Annotated in this window: 18 protein-coding genes; 15 read left to right on the top strand and 3 right to left on the bottom strand. The window is 62.7% G+C overall.

Annotated features, from left to right (window positions below; genetic code table 11):
- The first annotated feature begins 1 nt into the window (after position 1).
- The 15 genes from AAD018_RS01270 (at position 2) to AAD018_RS01200 (ending at position 12,834) form a co-directional block, all read left to right on the top strand.
- On the top strand, positions 2 to 1,372 hold the full coding sequence (locus AAD018_RS01270; RefSeq protein ID WP_367313949.1) for an aldehyde dehydrogenase family protein: 1,371 nt from the start codon (positions 2 to 4) through the stop codon (positions 1,370 to 1,372).
- A gap of 4 nt (positions 1,373 to 1,376) precedes the next feature.
- On the top strand, positions 1,377 to 2,522 hold the full coding sequence (locus tag AAD018_RS01265) for an iron-containing alcohol dehydrogenase (RefSeq protein WP_367313950.1): 1,146 nt from the start codon (positions 1,377 to 1,379) through the stop codon (positions 2,520 to 2,522).
- Positions 2,523 to 2,614: 92 nt separating this feature from the next.
- A complete protein-coding gene (locus AAD018_RS01260) occupies positions 2,615 to 3,286 on the top strand; it encodes a lysophospholipid acyltransferase family protein (protein ID WP_367313951.1) in 672 nt (223 codons plus the stop codon).
- Positions 3,283 to 4,221, top strand: a complete 939-nt coding sequence (locus AAD018_RS01255; protein ID WP_367313952.1) for a phosphatidate cytidylyltransferase — start codon at positions 3,283 to 3,285, stop codon at positions 4,219 to 4,221. The genes AAD018_RS01260 and AAD018_RS01255 overlap by 4 nt, the downstream gene beginning before the upstream one ends.
- A gap of 4 nt (positions 4,222 to 4,225) precedes the next feature.
- A complete protein-coding gene (locus AAD018_RS01250) occupies positions 4,226 to 4,858 on the top strand; it encodes a CDP-alcohol phosphatidyltransferase family protein (protein ID WP_367313953.1) in 633 nt (210 codons plus the stop codon).
- 96 nt (positions 4,859 to 4,954) lie between these two features.
- On the top strand, positions 4,955 to 5,356 hold the full coding sequence (gene speD, locus AAD018_RS01245) for an adenosylmethionine decarboxylase (protein WP_367313954.1): 402 nt from the start codon (positions 4,955 to 4,957) through the stop codon (positions 5,354 to 5,356).
- A gap of 3 nt (positions 5,357 to 5,359) precedes the next feature.
- Positions 5,360 to 6,664, top strand: a complete 1,305-nt coding sequence (locus AAD018_RS01240; RefSeq protein WP_367313955.1) for a rhomboid family intramembrane serine protease — start codon at positions 5,360 to 5,362, stop codon at positions 6,662 to 6,664.
- A gap of 151 nt (positions 6,665 to 6,815) precedes the next feature.
- Positions 6,816 to 7,349 carry a hypothetical protein gene (locus AAD018_RS01235; protein WP_412005154.1) on the top strand — a complete coding sequence of 178 codons (534 nt, stop codon included), beginning with the start codon at positions 6,816 to 6,818 and terminating at the stop codon, positions 7,347 to 7,349.
- Between the two features lie 70 nt (positions 7,350 to 7,419).
- Positions 7,420 to 8,964 carry a polyamine aminopropyltransferase gene (locus AAD018_RS01230; protein WP_367313957.1) on the top strand — a complete coding sequence of 515 codons (1,545 nt, stop codon included), beginning with the start codon at positions 7,420 to 7,422 and terminating at the stop codon, positions 8,962 to 8,964.
- A 110-nt stretch (positions 8,965 to 9,074) separates the two neighbouring features.
- The gene (locus tag AAD018_RS01225) at positions 9,075 to 9,686 is read left to right on the top strand and encodes a ribonuclease D (protein ID WP_367313958.1); all 612 of its coding nucleotides are present in this window, start codon (positions 9,075 to 9,077) and stop codon (positions 9,684 to 9,686) included.
- Complete coding sequence (locus AAD018_RS01220) at positions 9,686 to 10,303, top strand: hypothetical protein (protein WP_367313959.1); 618 nt, start codon at positions 9,686 to 9,688, stop codon at positions 10,301 to 10,303. Before AAD018_RS01225 ends, AAD018_RS01220 begins: the two co-directional genes overlap by 1 nt.
- Positions 10,300 to 10,779 carry a lipopolysaccharide transport periplasmic protein LptA gene (lptA, locus tag AAD018_RS01215; protein ID WP_367313960.1) on the top strand — a complete coding sequence of 160 codons (480 nt, stop codon included), beginning with the start codon at positions 10,300 to 10,302 and terminating at the stop codon, positions 10,777 to 10,779. The genes AAD018_RS01220 and lptA overlap by 4 nt, the downstream gene beginning before the upstream one ends.
- A complete protein-coding gene (gene lptB / locus AAD018_RS01210) occupies positions 10,780 to 11,538 on the top strand; it encodes an LPS export ABC transporter ATP-binding protein (RefSeq protein WP_367313961.1) in 759 nt (252 codons plus the stop codon).
- 215 nt (positions 11,539 to 11,753) lie between these two features.
- Positions 11,754 to 12,332 (top strand): ribosome hibernation-promoting factor, HPF/YfiA family, encoded by a 579-nt coding sequence (gene hpf / locus AAD018_RS01205; protein ID WP_367313962.1) that lies wholly within the window; start codon positions 11,754 to 11,756, stop codon positions 12,330 to 12,332.
- Between the two features lie 37 nt (positions 12,333 to 12,369).
- Entirely contained in the window at positions 12,370 to 12,834 is a 465-nt protein-coding gene (locus AAD018_RS01200; RefSeq protein ID WP_367313963.1) for a PTS sugar transporter subunit IIA, read from the top strand.
- Here AAD018_RS01200 and AAD018_RS01195 read toward each other — a convergent pair.
- From AAD018_RS01195 to AAD018_RS01185, 3 genes are read right to left on the bottom strand one after another with little or no spacing between them, the layout of a single operon-like run.
- Entirely contained in the window at positions 12,831 to 14,249 is a 1,419-nt protein-coding gene (locus tag AAD018_RS01195) for a sulfotransferase family 2 domain-containing protein (RefSeq protein ID WP_367313964.1), read from the bottom strand. The two genes, AAD018_RS01200 and AAD018_RS01195, sit on opposite strands and share 4 nt — an antisense overlap.
- Complete coding sequence (locus tag AAD018_RS01190) at positions 14,250 to 15,947, bottom strand: DUF5927 domain-containing protein (RefSeq protein ID WP_367313965.1); 1,698 nt, start codon at positions 15,945 to 15,947, stop codon at positions 14,250 to 14,252.
- The gene (locus tag AAD018_RS01185) at positions 15,944 to 16,954 is read right to left on the bottom strand and encodes a glycosyltransferase family 2 protein (RefSeq protein WP_367313966.1); all 1,011 of its coding nucleotides are present in this window, start codon (positions 16,952 to 16,954) and stop codon (positions 15,944 to 15,946) included. Before AAD018_RS01185 ends, AAD018_RS01190 begins: the two co-directional genes overlap by 4 nt.
- Positions 16,955 to 16,963: the final 9 nt, after the last annotated feature.

The following is a 16,963-nucleotide window of genomic DNA, read 5'->3' as shown; positions in this document are numbered from 1 at the left end:
GATGATCCGGTGTGTGTCTCCGATTGATGGCTCGGTTTATGCCGAACGTCCGGTTCTGTCTGCCGAGGCGGGTTTCGAGGCTGTTGCAAAGGCCCGGGCGGCGCAGGCGGATTGGGCGGCGCGACCTTTGGCGGAGCGGGTGGATCTGGTTCTGGCCGGAGTCGCCCGGGTGGGCGAGATGAACGACGAGATCGTGCCCGAGCTGGCCTGGCAGATGGGGCGGCCCGTGCGCTATGGCGGGGAGTTCGGCGGGTTTACCGAGCGGGCGAGCCATATGGCCGAGATCGCCGGGGAGGCGCTGGCCCCGATCGAGGTAGAGGACAGCGGGGCGTTCCGGCGGCGGATCAAGCGGGTGCCGCATGGTGTCGTTCTTGTGATCGCGCCGTGGAATTACCCCTTTATGACGGCAATCAATACCGTGGCGCCTGCTCTGATCGCGGGCAATGCGGTGATGCTGAAACATGCCTCGCAGACGCCGTTGGTGGGCGAGCGGATGGCGCGGGCGTTCCACGAGGCGGGGGTGCCGCGGGAGGTATTTCAGAACGTCTTTCTGGATCATCAGACCACGAGCGAGCTGATCGGGGCGCGCAGTTTCGGGTTCGTGAACTTCACCGGGTCGGTCGGGGGCGGGCAGGCCATCGAGCGGGCGGCGGCAGGCACGTTTACCGGGCTGGGGCTTGAGCTGGGCGGGAAGGATCCCGGCTATGTGATGGAGGATGCCGACCTCGAGGCGGCGGCGGAGACGCTGATCGACGGGGCGATGTTCAATTCGGGCCAGTGCTGCTGCGGGATCGAGCGGATTTACGTGGCTGAGCCGCTGTTTGACGCGTTCGTGGAGAAGGCGGTGGCGATTGTGGAGGGCTACACGCTGGGCAATCCGCTGGATCCCGAGACGACGCTGGGGCCGATGGCTCAGGCGCGGTTCGCGGAGGAGGTGCGCGCGCAGACCGCCGAGGCGGTGGCAGCGGGCGCGACGGCTCTGATCGATCCGGGGCGCTTCCCGCGCGACGGCGGGGCCTATCTGATGCCGCATATCCTGACGGGCGTGGATCATTCGATGCGGGTGATGCGCGAGGAGAGCTTTGGGCCCGTTGTCGGGATCATGCCGGTGAAGGACGATGACGAGGCTGTGCGGCTGATGAACGATAGCGATTATGGGCTGACGGCGTCGCTTTGGACGGCGGAGACGGACCGGGCCGAGGCAATTGGCGACCGGATCGAAACCGGGACCGTGTTTCAGAACCGCGCCGATTACCTTGATCCCGCGCTTTGCTGGACCGGGTGCAAATCGACCGGGCGGGGTGGCGGTCTGTCGGTGATCGGCTATCACAACCTGACCCGCCCGAAATCCTATCATCTGAAGAAAGCCTGAGCCGATGTCCCTGACTGCCAACTGGTCCTATCCCACTGCCATCCGGTTCGGGGCGGGCCGTATTTCGGAGATTGCGGAGGCCTGTGCGGCGGCGGGGATCAGCAAGCCCTTGCTGGTGACGGATCGGGGGCTGGCGAGCCTGCCGATCACGACGGGCACGCTCGATCTGCTGGAAGCCGCGGGTCTGGGGCGGGCTTTGTTTTCGGAGGTCGATCAGAACCCGACCGAGATCAACGCCGAAGCCGGGATCCGCGCGTTTCGCGAGGGCGGGCATGACGGGGTGATCGCCTTCGGCGGTGGCTCGGGACTGGATCTGGGGAAGGTCGTGGCCTTCATGGCCGGGCAGACGCGTCCGATCTGGGAGTTCGAGGATGTGGGCGATTGGTGGACCCGCGCCGATGCAGACGCCATCGCGCCCATCGTGGCGGTGCCAACGACGGCCGGGACAGGCTCGGAGGTCGGGCGGGCCAGCGTCATCACCAACAGCCAGACGCATGAAAAGAAGATCATCTTTCACCCGAAGATCCTGCCGACGGTGGTGATCTGCGATCCGGAGCTCACGGTCGGGATGCCGCCCGCGATCACGGCGGGAACGGGGATGGATGCCTTTGCCCATTGCCTCGAGGCGTTTTGTTCGCCGCATTACCACCCGATGAGCCACGGGATCGCCCTGGAGGGGATGCGGCTGGTCAAGGAGAACCTGCTGAAGGCGTTCACGGACGGCAGCGATATCGAGGCGCGGGCGCATATGATGTCGGCGGCAGCGATGGGGGCGACGGCGTTCCAGAAGGGACTGGGCGCGATCCATGCGATGTCTCATCCAATCGGGGCGGTTTACAACACGCATCACGGAACGACCAATGCGGTCGTGATGCAGCCGGTGCTGATGTTCAACAAATCCAAGGTGCGGCGGTCCTTGGCGCGGGCGGCGAACTACCTGAGCATCGCGGGCGGGTTCGACGGGTTCTATGCCTATGTGGGCGAGCTGAATACGGCGCTAGGGATCCCAAAGACGCTAACCGAGCTGGGCGTGGCCGATCCGGATCTGGATGCGCTGGTGACGTCGGCCCTGGCTGATCCCAGCTGCGGGGGCAATCCGGTGAAGATGACCGCGAAGAACACGCGCGAGCTGCTTGAGAACTGTTTTTAGGGCGCTCCCTTTTTGCATCACCGGTCCGAGGAAGCGTTTGGGACGCTCGACGGGCGCGCGGCGGGGCGGCTAGAACGCGTCAGGGCAGGACGGTGAGGATTGGTGTGTTCGGAGAAGGAACGGCAGCGCGCGGCGCCGCGGCATCGATTGCGGGCCGGTTTCTGGCGGGGTTTGCCAAATTCGTGACGGCTCCGCGGATCGAGTGGCGCGGCGTGGCGCCGACGGCGCGGCAACGGATCTATTTTGCGAACCATTCCAGCAACGGGGATGCGGTTCTGATCTGGGCGTCCCTGCCCGGTGCGGCGCGGCGGCGGGCGCGGCCCGTGGCGGCGGGGGATTACTGGCTGACCAGCAAGCTGCGCACGTTCATTGGGCGGGACGTCTTTCGGGCGATCCTGATTGAGCGGCGCCCGGACGAGCGGACAGAGGATCCGCTTGAGCTGATCGGGGAGGCTTTGACAAAGGGGGATTCGCTGATCCTCTTCCCTGAGGGGCGGCGCAACGACACCGAAGAGCGGCTGCTGCCGTTCAAGTCGGGGATCTACCATCTGGGGCAGGCGCATCCAGGCGTGGAGCTGGTGCCGGTCTGGGTCGCCAACCTCAACCACGTGATGCCGCGCGGGGAGGTTGTGCCGATCCCGCTGATCTGCACGGTCGTCTTCGGCGCGCCGATCGAGGCGCGGGAGGGTGAGGAAAAGGACGCGTTTCTGGAGCGGGCGCGGGAGGCGTTGCTGGCGCTGGCGCCGGAGCGGGAGGGAGCATGACGACGCCGCCCGAGCTATTCACGCTGCTGCTGTGGCTTTTCGGGTTCCTGGCGGTGGCGACGCTGATCGGAGAGGGTCTGGCGCGGCGGATCTCGCCCGACGGCACGCATCCGACGATCGAGAACCTCAATGCGCGGATCCGGTCCTGGTGGAATATGGTGATCCTGATCGGACTGGCCTTGCTTGCCGGGCGGACGGGGATCGTCGTTTTGGCGGCGATCTGTTCGTTTGCGGCGCTCCGCGAATTCCTGACGCTGACAACGAAGAACCGGGGCGATCACTGGGCGCTGGTCGTGGCGTTCTTTGTCGTGCTGCCGATCCAGTATGTGCTGATCTGGCTGGAATGGTACGGGCTTTATTCGATTTTCATCCCGGTTTACGGCTTCCTGTTTCTGCCGATCATCGCGGCGTTTCGCGGGCATTCGGAGAATTTCCTGCACCGGATTTCAGAGACGCAATGGGCGCTGATGGTCTGCGTCTTTTGCCTGAGCCACTTGCCTGCGCTGATCTCGCTTGAGATCGAGGGCTATGAGGGGCGACAGATCATGCTGGTCGCGTTCCTGATCGTGGTCGTGCAGATGAGCGACGTTCTGCAATATGTGTGGGGCAAGCTGCTGGGGCGGCACAAGATCGCGCCGAGCCTGTCTCCGTCCAAGACGTGGGAGGGGTTCATCGGCGGGATCCTGAGCTCGAGCCTGATCGGGGCGAGCCTGGCCTGGATGACGCCGTTTTCGGCCTTGGAGGCGGCGGCATTGTCGCTGGTCATCACGATGATGGGGTTCTGCGGCGGGCTGGTCATGTCGGCGATCAAGCGGGACCGGGGCGTGAAGGATTGGGGGCATCTGATCGAAGGGCATGGCGGGTTCCTCGACCGGCTGGATTCGGTGATCTTTGCGGCGCCGATCTTCTACCACCTCGTGCGGTTCTTTTATTGAGCCTATGACCGATCCCGCTCGCAGACCGATCAAGACGAGAGATGCCGGATGGGTCCGGCGGATTGCGCGGCGGCTGTCGGCGTCGGACGTGACGCCGAACCAGATCTCGAAGGCGAGCATGGGGTTCGCCGCTTTGGCCGGGGGCGCCTTTGCGGCGGCGGGATGGCTTGGGGCCGGGTGGCCTCTGCTGGTGGCGGCGGTCGGGATCCAGATGCGGCTGCTGTGCAACCTGTTCGACGGGTTGGTCGCGGTCGAGGGCGGCAAGGCCGAACCCGACGGGCCGCTTTGGAACGAGATGCCGGACCGGGTTGCGGATCTGCTGATCCTTGTCGGGGCCGGGGTCGCGGCTGGAGCTTTCTGGCTGGGCTGGGCGGCTGCGGCGGGGGCGCTGCTGACGGCATATATCCGGGCGATGGGCGTGGCTCTTGGGGCGCCGGAGGATTTCGGCGGGCCGATGGCCAAGCCGCAGCGGATGGCGGTGATGACGAGCGCGGCGGTGCTGGGCTTTGGGGAGTGGCTCTGGACCGGGAGCGGTTATGTGCTGCTGGCGGGACTGGCCGTGGTCGCTGCAGGGTCGGGTGCGACATTCTGGCTGAGGACGGCGCGGCTGCTGCGGCATTTGCGAGACACCGGTTAGATCAAACGGGCGCGCCACGGAATTGCCAATCTGTCGAACCGTGACAGCCTTAGTCGAGCGGATATAAGTGGCGCATTGGGACAAGAGACTTGAGATATGACCACTATTCCTGCGCCATCCGATTTTCCCGCTCCGCCTGTTCCGCTGGGGCGGCATCTGATCGTCGAGTTTCATGACGCCGCAAATCTGGAGGACCCCGTCGCCATCGGCGCGGGTCTGGAAGAGGCGGCGCGTGCGGCGGGCGCGGTCATTCTGCAGACCAAGCTGCATAATTTCGGCGAAGAGATGGGTGTGACCGGCGTCGTGCTGCTGGCCGAGAGCCATATCAGCATCCACACCTGGCCCGAGCATAACTATGCCGCCATCGATGTGTTCATGTGCGGCGATGCGCGCCCGGATCTGAGCGTCGAGCACCTTAAAACGGTGTTCCGGCCCGGACGGGCGGAGGTGATGGAGATTGCCCGGGGGGCCGCGATCTCTGCCGTGGCGCCTGCCTGACGGGTGCCTGCCCGCGCGGAGGTTCAGCTATCCGACTATCTGATTACAGGTGTCCTGCTGGTGACCGCCTGCGCGCTGTTCTCGGGCCTTGGGCCGGGGAAGTTTCCGGTGCCGGACGAGGGTCCGGCGCGGCTGGGCTGGGCCTTGGCGAATATTCTGCGGCACGGCGATGCCGGGCATCTGTTCGGCAATGTGGCGCTGGTCGGGATCGCCGGGTATCTGATCGAGCCGGTGATCTCGCGGGCGCGGTTCATCGCTTTGATCGTGCTGTCGGGGATGGTGGGCACGACGCTGGAGCTGGCGTTGGTCGATGCGCGGTTTCTGGGGCTTTCTGGGGTCGCTTATGGCATGGTGGCTTTTGCCGCGCTGGGACCGGCGCGGGCGCGGATTGGGCTGGTGGGGACGCTTGTTCTGATCGTCTTTGCGGTGGCGGAGACCGCTTATCTTTGGCCTGATGTCGCGCTTTACGCGCATTTGGGCGGTGCAGTGACAGGAGGAAGTCTGGCCATGCTTGGCGGATTATTCGGACCCAAGACCCCGCAATTGCGGCCCATGGAATTCAAGCACCTCAAGCGGGTGATCGAGATCATCAACGAGACCGATGAGGACGACGCCGAAGAGGCCGAAGAGGACCTGCTGGAGAGTAAGTTCGAGGACATGTTCGTTCTGGTGAAGGGCAATCAAGTGCTGGGCGTCACCGGGGCCAGCCCGGCGGAAGATTCCGACGACATCATGTGGCTGTCCTGGACCTATCTGGCCGAAGAGGCGCAGGGCGACGGGCTGGGGCGGCAGATGATCGAGGATCTGCTGCACATGCTGAACGACCGGCAGGTGCGCAAGATCTTCATCGCGACTAGCGATTACCGCGAGGGGGGTAAGCGGATCTACAACGATGCGCATAAGCTTTATAAAAAGCTGGGCGCCGAGGTGGAGCTGGAAGTGCCCGCCTATCATTCGCCTTTCGAGGGTAAGATCGTCTACGGCTTCGACAACCCGAATGTGACGCCCGATCCCGTGACGCTTGGCAAGGCGACCGGGCTGCGGTTCACCGGCACAACGCGGGCGCCCGAATCCGAAGGCGGGGCAGCGCTGCTCTGGACCGAGGACGGCCTGGATGTGAGTGGTCTGGACGATGTGCTGAACGAGGCAAAGAGCAAGAAGGCGCGGGCGGTGTTCACGTCACTTCCGGCGGATCTGTCGGCGAGGGCCGAAGAGGCTCTGACGGCGGCGGATCTCAAGAAGGTCGGAACGCTCAAGGACTATTACGCGGTCGGGGTCGATCAGGTGTGGTGGGCCCGTCACATGTAGGGCACGTGGATGCCTCAATGTAGTTGCATTGGGGCGGTAGTCGAGGCACGACGAAACCACTGATACGTTAAATTTTCGGGACGGACCTATGGGTAACCTTAAGACGCTTATTTTCCTCGGTGTGGCTGGATATATCGGCTACACATTTTTGATGGACGGCACCGGTACGCAATCTGCCGATCTGGGCCAGGTGCTGGATCGCACGGAATTCGCCATCAATGAATATCAGGGCTATCTTGCCGATAACGGCATCGAAGAGGTCGGCCAGGAGAACCTCGACGAGTTCACCGGCTTCATGGTCACTATGATGAACGTGGATCCGCGTTTCTACGATGAGACGCTGGGCGTGGACCTGATGCAGGATGCCACGTTCCTCGGCTATGCCGACACCAATGCTAACGGCGTCAAGGATGCAGGCGAGGACAAGGTGTTTACCGTCGAGATCGACGAAGAGAACCAGCGCCTGATCGCCACCGATGTGGCCGGCAACTCCTCTGGTTTGCGCTTCTCGGCGACCGGGTTCCTGGCCGGTGCGCTGATCGGCAACCTCATCAGCCGTCAGCGGTCTGCCGGTGTCAGCAAGGCGTCGTTCAACAACCGCAACGTCACCCCGCGGTCGAGCTATCGTCCGCCTTCGAGCGCCCGCACCCGCGCGCGGTCCGGCGGTGTCGGCGTCGGCAAGTAAGCCCGACCAACCGACGCTTCAGTCAGCCCCGGAGCGCCTGCGCGCTTCGGGGATTTTTGTGAGCTTCCCCATGCAAACCTCCGTTACCACCGACACCTATAAAGACCTTCCCGCCGCCAAGGCGACGATCCTGCTGCTGTCGATTATGGTCGTGGCCTCCTGCGGGATTGTCTACGAGCTGATTATCGGGACCGTGTCGAGTTATCTGCTGGGCAATTCGGTCTACCAGTTCTCGCTGACCATCGGGTTCTTCATGTTCGCGATGGGCATCGGATCGCACCTGTCGCGCTACGTCGAAAGCCGCCTGATCGAGGCGTTCATCTATGTGGAGCTGGTGCTGGCGCTGATCGGCGGACTGTGTTCCATTGCGCTGTTCCTGATGTTTCCCTTTGCGCCGTGGATGTATCAGGTCGCGAAATTCGGCTTCATCCTGTCGATTGGCGTTCTGGTCGGGCTTGAGATCCCGATCCTGACGCGGATCCTGGCCGAGCGGGGCGGAACGCGGACCTCGATCGCCAATGTCATGTCGCTGGATTATATCGGCGCGCTGGTCGGGTCGGTGGCGTTTCCGCTGCTGCTGCTGCCGTCGCTGGGGCTGATCACGGCGTCTTTCGCCATCGGGCTGATCAACATCTCGGTCGCGGCGCTGAATGTGATCTGGCTGAAGGATTACATCCGCAACCTGCGGATGGCGCAGATCGCGGTGGGTACGATCTTTGTGCTGCTTCTGGTGCTGACGGCCACGGCGACGCGGATTACGGCCTATGCGCAGCAGCATCTGTATTTCGATCAGATCGTCTGGCAGCAGCAGACGCCCTATCAGTCGCTGGTCGTGACCAATAGCTGGCCCCGGTCGGACTTTCGGCTGTTCATCGACGGGCATCTGCAGTTTTCGGAGTTCGACGAGCATCGCTATCACGAGGCGCTGGTGCATCCGGTGATGGGCTGGACCGGTGAGGCAAAGAACGTGCTGGTGCTGGGCGGCGGCGACGGTCTGGCGGTGCGCGAGATCCTCAAGCATCCTGGCGTGGAGCGGATCGATCTGGTGGATATCGACCCCGCGATGACCGATCTGGGCGCGACCTTTCCGCATCTGGTGCGGATGAACGGCGGGAGCCTTGCTTCGGAGAAGGTGAAGATTTTCAACGCGGATGCCTTCGTCTTCATCAAGGAGACGGAGCGGATCTACGACAAGGTCATCATCGATTTTCCCGATCCCCATAACGAAGCGATTGCGAAGCTCTATTCGGTGGAGTTCTACGCAATGCTGTCGCGCAAGATGAGCGACGGGGCAACGCTGGTGTCGCAAAGCAGCTCTCCGTTCTTTGCGACGAACACCTATTGGACGATCGCGGCGACGATGGAGGAGATCTTTCCGGCGACGACGTCCTACACGCTGGATATCCCGTCCTTCGGGGTTTGGGGCTTTCATATGGCGCATAAGGCGCCGGGCGGGATGATGACGGGCGTGCCGGAGGATCTGCGGTTCCTCTCGGACGAAGTATTCCAGGCGATGCTGACCTTCCCGCGGGATATCGCGCGGCCCGAGAAGCTGGAGCCGAACTCGATCTTCGAGCCGTCGCTTTACGAGGTTTACCTCAAGGATCTCGGCTGAGCCCGCCCTTTACGGCGGTTTAATGCGATAGGTCTAGTCTGCCGGTATCCGTCGCTGTTGTTCCCTTTCGCATTCGGGGATACATCGCCGGAGATCCGGGTGGAGAGTTCATGACCAATCATGTGTATAAGCGCGATCTGCCGAGTGGGCTGGATCTGGGGTCCGTGGTGGCCATCGATTGCGAGACGATGGGGCTGAACCCGCATCGCGATCGGCTGTGTGTCGTGCAGCTGTCGGGGGGCGATGGCGATGCGCATCTGGTGCAGATTGAGCAGGGGCAAACCGAGGCGCCGAACCTTGCAGCTTTGCTAGCAAATCCCGATGTGCTGAAGCTGTTTCATTTCGGGCGGTTCGATATCGCGGCGATGCTGAATGCGTTTGGCGTGCTGACAGCGCCGGTTTACTGCACGAAGATCGCCTCGAAACTGATCCGGACCTATACGGACCGGCATGGGCTGAAATATCTTCTGTCCGAGCTTTTGGGCGTCGATATTTCGAAGCAGCAGCAAAGCTCGGACTGGGGGGCGGCGACGCTGAGCGAGGCGCAGGTCGCCTATGCGGCCTCCGATGTGCTTTATCTGCATGATCTGAAAACCGAGCTGGACAAGAGGCTCGAGCGGGAAGGACGGATGGAGACGGCGCAGCGGTGTTTCGAGTTTCTGCCGGTTCGGGCACGGCTCGATCTGGAGGGCTGGCCCGACATCGATATCTTCGCGCATTAGTGGCCCGTCAGCGCGACAATCCCTATTCGCGGTTCGTCAACTGGGCGAAGGTCGTTCTGCCACTGGCCGCATTGGCGCTTTTGTCGACGCTGTTCTTGATCGCGCGGGGTCCCGATACGAGCGCGGAAATCCCCTATGCCGATCTTGATGTGGAGGATCTGGCGCGCGATCCCCGGATCTCGGACGCCTATTATTCGGGGCTGGCTGCGGATGGCACGCGGATCGCGATCTCTGCCGGCACAGCCCGACCGGAAGGGGATGGCTTCGAGGTTCAGGGCCTTAGCGCGCGGCTGGAGCGGGATCTTGGGCTGGTTCTGGATCTGGAGGCGGAGACCGGGCAGCTTGACCGGGACAGCGAGACGGCGCGGCTGGCCGGACCGGTCCGGATCGTGACGTCAGACGGCTACCGGATGGTCACATCGGCCCTGACCGCGGATCTGGCGACCGGAGCGGTTCTGTCGGACAGCGACATAGAGGCCGAAGCCCCGTTCGGCACGATCACGGCGGGGCAGCTGGAGATTGAAGCCGCGCCGCCGGTGGGATCGGGCCGGATCGTCTTCAAAGATGGCGTGAAGCTGATATACCAGCCTCCGACACCTGAGGAGTCCCGCCCGTGAAACGCCTTGTCCTTTCCGCTATTCTGTCGGTCCTTGCGGCTGCGGCCTTTGCCCAAGGCACCAATATCGCGCTTGGCGGGATCGATGCGGATCCGGACGCGCCGGTTGAGATCAGCGCGGAGAACCTGGCGGTCGATCAGGAGAGCGGGGCGGCGGTCTTTAGCGGGAATGTGGTGATCGGTCAGGGCGAATTGCGGATTTCGGCCGGTCAGGTGGAGGTCGTCTATGGAGAGACCGGAAGCGATATCGACCGGCTGACGGCGACGGGCGGGGTGACCTTCGTGACGCCCGAGACCGCTGCGGAGGCGCAGCGTGCGGATTACAATCTGGCCGATCAACAGCTTGTCCTGACGGGGGAGGTTCTGCTCACGCAAGGTCAGAGCGCCATTTCGGCGGAGCGGATGACCGTCGATCTGGAAAGCGGCAATGCCGTGATGGAAGGCCGGGTGCGCACCGTCCTGCAACAGGGGCAGTAGATGGCGCGACCGGATCTGACCGTCGCGGACAGCACGCCGGGGCTTGAGGTCACGAACCTGCGCAAGAGCTATCGCCGCCGTCCGGTGATCCGGGATGTGAGCCTGACGCTGAACCGGGGGGAAGTCGTGGCGTTGCTCGGTCCGAATGGATCGGGGAAGACGACCTGTTTTTACTCGATTGCCGGTCTGGTGACGCCCGAAGGCGGGACGGTCAGCATCGATGGGACGAACGCGACGAACCTGCCGATGTACCGGCGGGCCAAGCTGGGGATCGGCTATCTGCCGCAAGAGATGTCGATCTTTCGCGGGATGACGGTGGAGGACAATATCCTCGCCATCCTCGAGATTGCGGAACCGGACCGAAAAACGCGGCGCACGCGGCTTGAGACTTTGCTGTCGGAGTTTTCGATCGAACATCTGCGGCGCGCCCCTGCCCTGGCGCTGTCGGGAGGAGAGCGGCGACGGGCGGAAATCGCGCGCTGTCTGGCGGCGGGACCGAAATATCTACTGCTGGATGAACCTTTCGCCGGTGTGGACCCGATTGCGGTGGGCGAGATTCGGACGCTGGTCTCTGACCTGAAAGAGCGGGGGATCGGGGTTCTGATCACCGATCACAATGTGCGGGAGACGCTCGAGATTGTGGATCGGGCCTACATCCTGCATGACGGGACGGTCCTGATGAGCGGGACAACCGACGAGGTTGTGCAGGACGAGAATGTCCGGCGCGTCTATCTGGGGCAGAGCTTTCGGATCGGCTAGGTCTGGACCGGGATGCCGGTCGGGATGACATTGACAGCGTCGCCGGTTTCAGCGCCAAATACACGGTATGGATGCAGAACCGACCAGTGTCTTGAGATCTGCCGACCTTTGGCGCGGTCTCGTCGCGGTCCTGCCTCAGTTTCCCTGAAAACTGCGCAGACCGGCCCAAGCCGGATGCCGATGGGAATCGCACAATCGGTAGAGAAGGAGACCCGATGAAGTATCAGATCAGCGGAAAACAGATCGATATCGGTGAGGCGCTTCAGACGCATGTCCGGACTGAACTGGATGATATTGTCGGCAAATATGCGGGCCGGCCGACCGATGCCTCTATCACTTTTTCAAAGAGCGGGCATGAGCATGTCTGCGAGACCACCGTCCATCTGTCGACCGGACTGACCTGTCAAGCCAAGGGTCAAGCCACTGAAATCTATGCCGCTTTCGACGCCTGCGCCGAGAAGATGGAGAAGCAGTTGAGGCGCTATAAGCGTCGGTTGAAGGACCACCACAGGGAGCGCCCGCAGCCTGTTGAACTTTCCGATGCGGGGTCCTATATCCTCGCCACACCGGACGACTTGAATGGCTCGGAGCCGGAAAACCTTAACTCCATGATCGTAGCCGAGATGGAGACGAAGATACCGTCTTTGTCTGTAGGCGAAGCGGTTATGCAGATGGAGCTCGCTGATCGGCCGCTCCTGGTTTTCCGCAATGAGCGCCATAGCGGAGTAAACGTCGTGTATCGCCGTGAGGACGGCAATATCGGGTGGGTGGACCCCCGCAACACGAGTAGCTAGGCCGCGATACAAGCGGTCAGATCGATCAGGAGCCGTCATGCGTCTATCGGAGATCCTTGCGCCTCAGGGCGTCCGATACATCACTCAGGTGACCAGCAAGAAACGGCTGTTCCATGACCTTGGAGCGCTGGCCGAAGATGCGTTTGCGATCCGCTCCAGTCTGGCGGTTGAAGCGCTGATGGAGCGCGAGGCGCTGGGGCCGACCGGGGTTGGTCACGGCGTCGCCCTGCCCCATGCGCGGCTCGATTGCATCGACCGGGTCTGCGGGCTGTTCGTGCGGATCGAAAAGGCTGTCGATTTCGATGCGGTCGACCGGCAGCCGGTCGATCTTCTTTTCGCGCTGTTTGCTCCGTCCGATACGGGTGTGGAGCATCTCAAGGCGCTGGCGCTGGTGTCGCGGACGATGCGCGATCCCGGCGTCTGCTCGAAGCTGAGGGCGAATACCGATACGGCGTCGCTGCATGCGATTCTGACGGAAGGCCCAGCGAGCCAGGCGGCCTAGAGGGGCACCCAGCCCTCGAACCCGAATTCCAGATAGTCCTGTTCGTAGGCTGCACGTGTCGCGGCTTCGATTTCGTCGTCGTAGATTTCGGCCAAGCGGCCTCTATGCCTGTCGGTGGTGCCTTCAAACGCCGGGGCATCTGTCCGGCCGATCTGCGCGGCGAGGGTCGTAAGATCGCCCTGAAGGGTGCGTTCATTGGCAAGATAGTGGAGCACATGCGCGGTGGTCGCGGCGCGGAGGATCTTGTGCTGCGAGGCCCAGTTGGCATCGATGCGGATGCTGGTCTGGCCTGCGAGGTTTGGTTTGAGGAAGTCCAGAAACGCCAGGAACGCCTTGCGGTGGGCCGCGGTGCCGTAGCTGTCCATCTCGTCCAGTTTCGGGAGGGGCAGGCCGTAGCGGTTGATGAGCCGCTGGCGCAAGCTGGGGAACTTGTTGGTCAGGATGAAATCGCAGAAGGCGGCATGGGCGCGGGCGACGGGGTGGCGCAGGACGGAAAAGGAGCGGTATCCGGGATGGGCGGCCATCCAGTCGCGCAGGCTGGACGGGTCGAATTTGCTGGCAAGCTGGTCCCTGTCGATACCATCGAGCGCAGCCATCCATTCGACGATCTTGGGGTTCGGGCCGGACTGGATCGGAACGAAAAGGAGCGGCGCATCCCGGCAGGCCTTGAAGGTGTTGAGCGCCGGTTGCCGGTCTGCCTCGAGCTGGCGGGGCAGATCGAGGCCGTAGATATCTAGCTTTGACAGAGCTTCCCGCATCTCGTCGTAGTTCGAGACCTGATCGCGGAGCGTGCGCCGGTTCTGTTTCTTGAGCTTGCCGTCGAGGGCGTCGATCCGCCTATCGGCACCGAGCCAGTCCAGGAGGCCGTTCAGCACATCGACATCGCGCAGGTCGTTGTAATCGATCCGGAAGGCGGTCTGCCCGGTGATCTTGAGAACCCGCTCGATCCGGTCGCGCGCGGTCAGGACTTCGGAAAGATAGGTTTCGAAATCCTCGGGGTCGAAGGTAATCTCGACATCCTTGTGGTGGTTGGCATTGGTGAGCATCCACTGGCCCGTCGCCTCGGCGATCTTGAGCGAGACATAGCTGTCGAGCATGTTGCGGGTCAGGATGATCTTGGCGCAGGCGGGATCGCGCAGCACCTGATCGCGGATGCGCGGGTCGTGATCGTGAAAGAAGCGGAAGCCATTGAGACCGTCGGCTGACTTCACATCCTCGAGAAGGCCGCCCGGGGCCTTTTCCCGTTCGTTGAGGTCGATGTCGAAGACGGTGTCCTTATTGGGGTAGCCGACGAAATGCGGATTGAAGAGCTCTCCGTGGCAGGCAATGCCGCTGACGGCGTTGAGATTGGCCTCGAGAAAGTTCGAGCCGGTTCTCATATCGGCGAGAATCGCGAAATGATTGAATTTGGTCATTTAGATTTGTCCAACTTTCGAAGGCTGTGCGGGGTGGACCAGCTGCAGGCTTTGATCGGCTGGGATGTCGCCGGTCAGATAGGGGTGCATCCCGGCATTCCTGAGCTCTTGCAGGAAGTCCCGGAGGCCGGTCAGGTCCACCATGTCGGGGAAGTCGTAGGATTTGGAGTTCGTACGAGGAGCGATCTCGTCGATGACGGGTTTAAACTGGGAGTGCGGGTTGCCGAGGAAATCGGCGAGCGTCCAGATCCGGATCCGTGCCTTTGCATAGTAGGATTTGAGGACGGCGAGATGTTCCAGTTCGGCCGTTTGCAGGCGAGAGGCGGCCGAGCGGATCTCTTCGATCGGGGCGCCGGACTGGAAGAGAGGGATCGCCCATGCGCCTGAGATGATCGAGATCTGGGCGTTGGCGTCTTTTGCGACAAGCCAGCTGATTTCGGGATTGTCATCGGGTCCGTACTGGAAGCACTGGCGTTCACCGCGCAGGTTCCAGATCAGATTGCGCAGGAACTGCTCGGGGTCGTAATCGCGGACAGCAGGCGCGGAGGGGAGCGCACCGGCATAGGTCGCCTCGTCCAGCTCGAACGCGACACGGTCCGGTGCGAAGAGATGGCCATGCACTTTGCATCCGGTCAGATTTGCAAGCCACGGTTCGAAATCGACGAAGAGTTCGGTGAAGCCTTCGAAGATGGAATAGGGGGCAGCGGTCAGGCCGTTTTCCCAGCCGTCGCGGGGATGCCTGCTTTGCATGACAAGGCCAGGGCGGCCCCGGGTCCGGCGGAGAACGGCGTCTTCAAGCGTCCGGATCAGGCGTCGGGGGCGCGGATCCTCGATGTCGGGGTCGGTCCCGTCGGGCGCGAGGAATGTGTCATAGAGCAGGTCGGCGCGGTTCCAGATCTTGCGCGCCACGAAGCATCGGGAGGTTTGCAGGGCTTTGAGATGGTCGTTGTAGAACATGTTGGGTTTGCCCTGAAAGTCGAACTTGGAGAGGGTCAAGGAGCGGCTTTCGATCGTCTTGGAATGACGACGCGCGAGGGTCTGGAAGTAGCTTTCGTCGGGGATCCAGACATGGCGGAAGAAGCGGTCGTACTCGTCCAGTTTGGGATCGGCGAAGATCGCCTCGAGCGTCTGCCGGGTCAGGCACCACCATTGCGAGCCCAGATGCGGTTCGATCCCGTCCGGGCAGCGGCGTTTGAATTTGAGGCGCCGCTGCAATTTGACATAGGCGTCGAAGAGGCGGCGCTGTTTGCGCCATGAGAACGGGAAGCGGAAGGTGAAGCGTTCCGCGTCGAGCCCGCCGATGGCCCAGCGCACGTCGGCGGAGGTGGCACTTTCGATGAAGTCGGTGGCGGGATGCGCGTCGAGATAAGCCTGAAGATCCCGGATCGGGCGCAGGGGCAGGCAGGAGCCGGAGCATAGATAGACGCGGCTGGCCTCGGGGAACTCCGCCAGAAGCTGGGCGGCTGCGGCCTTGGTCGCCCGAACGAGGCCCCAGCTGCCCCATTCGCAGCGGAAGCGCTTAGAGAAACGGACGTCCTGAAGGTCGCTCAGGGCGGTGACGAGGTTGTCGTAAGTCTTGGCGGGAACATGCTCGTCGATATGCAGGACGACGGGGCAACCGGCCGCGGACCAGTGGCGCACCACCTGTTCGACGCGGTCGAATGCGGTATGGGCCAGCATGACGACGCCGAGGGTCATACCCAGTTCCCCTTGGACATAAGACCCAGAACCTCGAGTTGGCGCCAATCGCGGTATTTGTCGGACCACGGGCACCAGAGGTCGAGTTCTTCGTCCAGGCCCTCGGCATAGGCGCGGTATTCGTGGCTGCCCGCATAGTGCTGCTTGCGCTCAAGCTCTTCGGTGGCCTTGTCGCCGAACGTGTCGAGAAACTTGGTGTGGAGCAGGACGCCGGAGGCCTTTTCCCCTCCGTATTCGTCATAGACGAGGTTCAGGCCGCGCGGGAGCAGCGTGTGGGTGGAGCTGATATAGACGTAGGCCTTGTTCCACTTGACCAGCGGGATCTTGTTCAGCGCGGGGGCGCGTCCCGGCAGGTCGGTGAAGAACTTGCGCATGCGGGGGCCGCCCTGGATCCAAAGGTTGCCGTAGCGCTTGTTCTTCTTGACCGTGTAGTTGCCCGCATCGAACCAGTTGGCGACCTCGATCGGGTTCTGGCCGCGCTGGTAGGGATGCGCGTCGAGCCGACCCTTGGGGTAGAGATCCAGCAGCATCGCGCTGAAGGAGCGGATCGAGGAGGCGTCGAGCCAGTCGGTGAGCGCCCTCATGGGGCGGGTGTCGCAGAACGGATAAACGAAGAGCTCGTCGGGATCGACGGTGAGGCACCAGTGGCCTTGGGCGTGGCGGATCTGGAGCCAGGTCAGCCAATCGACCCCGAAGCGCGCGCGCTTGTAGCTGGCCGTCGTGGTCCAGAGCGAGACGTCAGGCTGTTCGGCGAGATATTCGCGTCCGCCATCGGTGCTGTCATTGTCGACCATCAGGAAGTGCTGGACGCCAAGGTCGCGGTAATATTGCAGGAAATGCGGAAGGCGCACATTCTCGTTCCGGAAAGTGCTGAAGACGAGGATGTCGCCTTTGGCGATCTGCCCTGTCTTGTCCGAGACAGGTTTGAGGTCGCGCCCTTTGCGATAGGCGCGGATGCGCCATCGCTTGCGCTGAAGCCGTAGCTTGTAGGATTGGATCACGCCCAACCTGTTACC

Origin of the sequence: Aestuariibius insulae (genome assembly GCF_040783535.2) — a bacterium.
Classification (GTDB): Bacteria; Pseudomonadota; Alphaproteobacteria; order Rhodobacterales; family Rhodobacteraceae; genus Aestuariibius; species Aestuariibius insulae.
The sequence above is the reverse complement of the archived record's forward strand: the minus strand, read 5'-3'. Positions and strand labels throughout refer to the sequence as shown.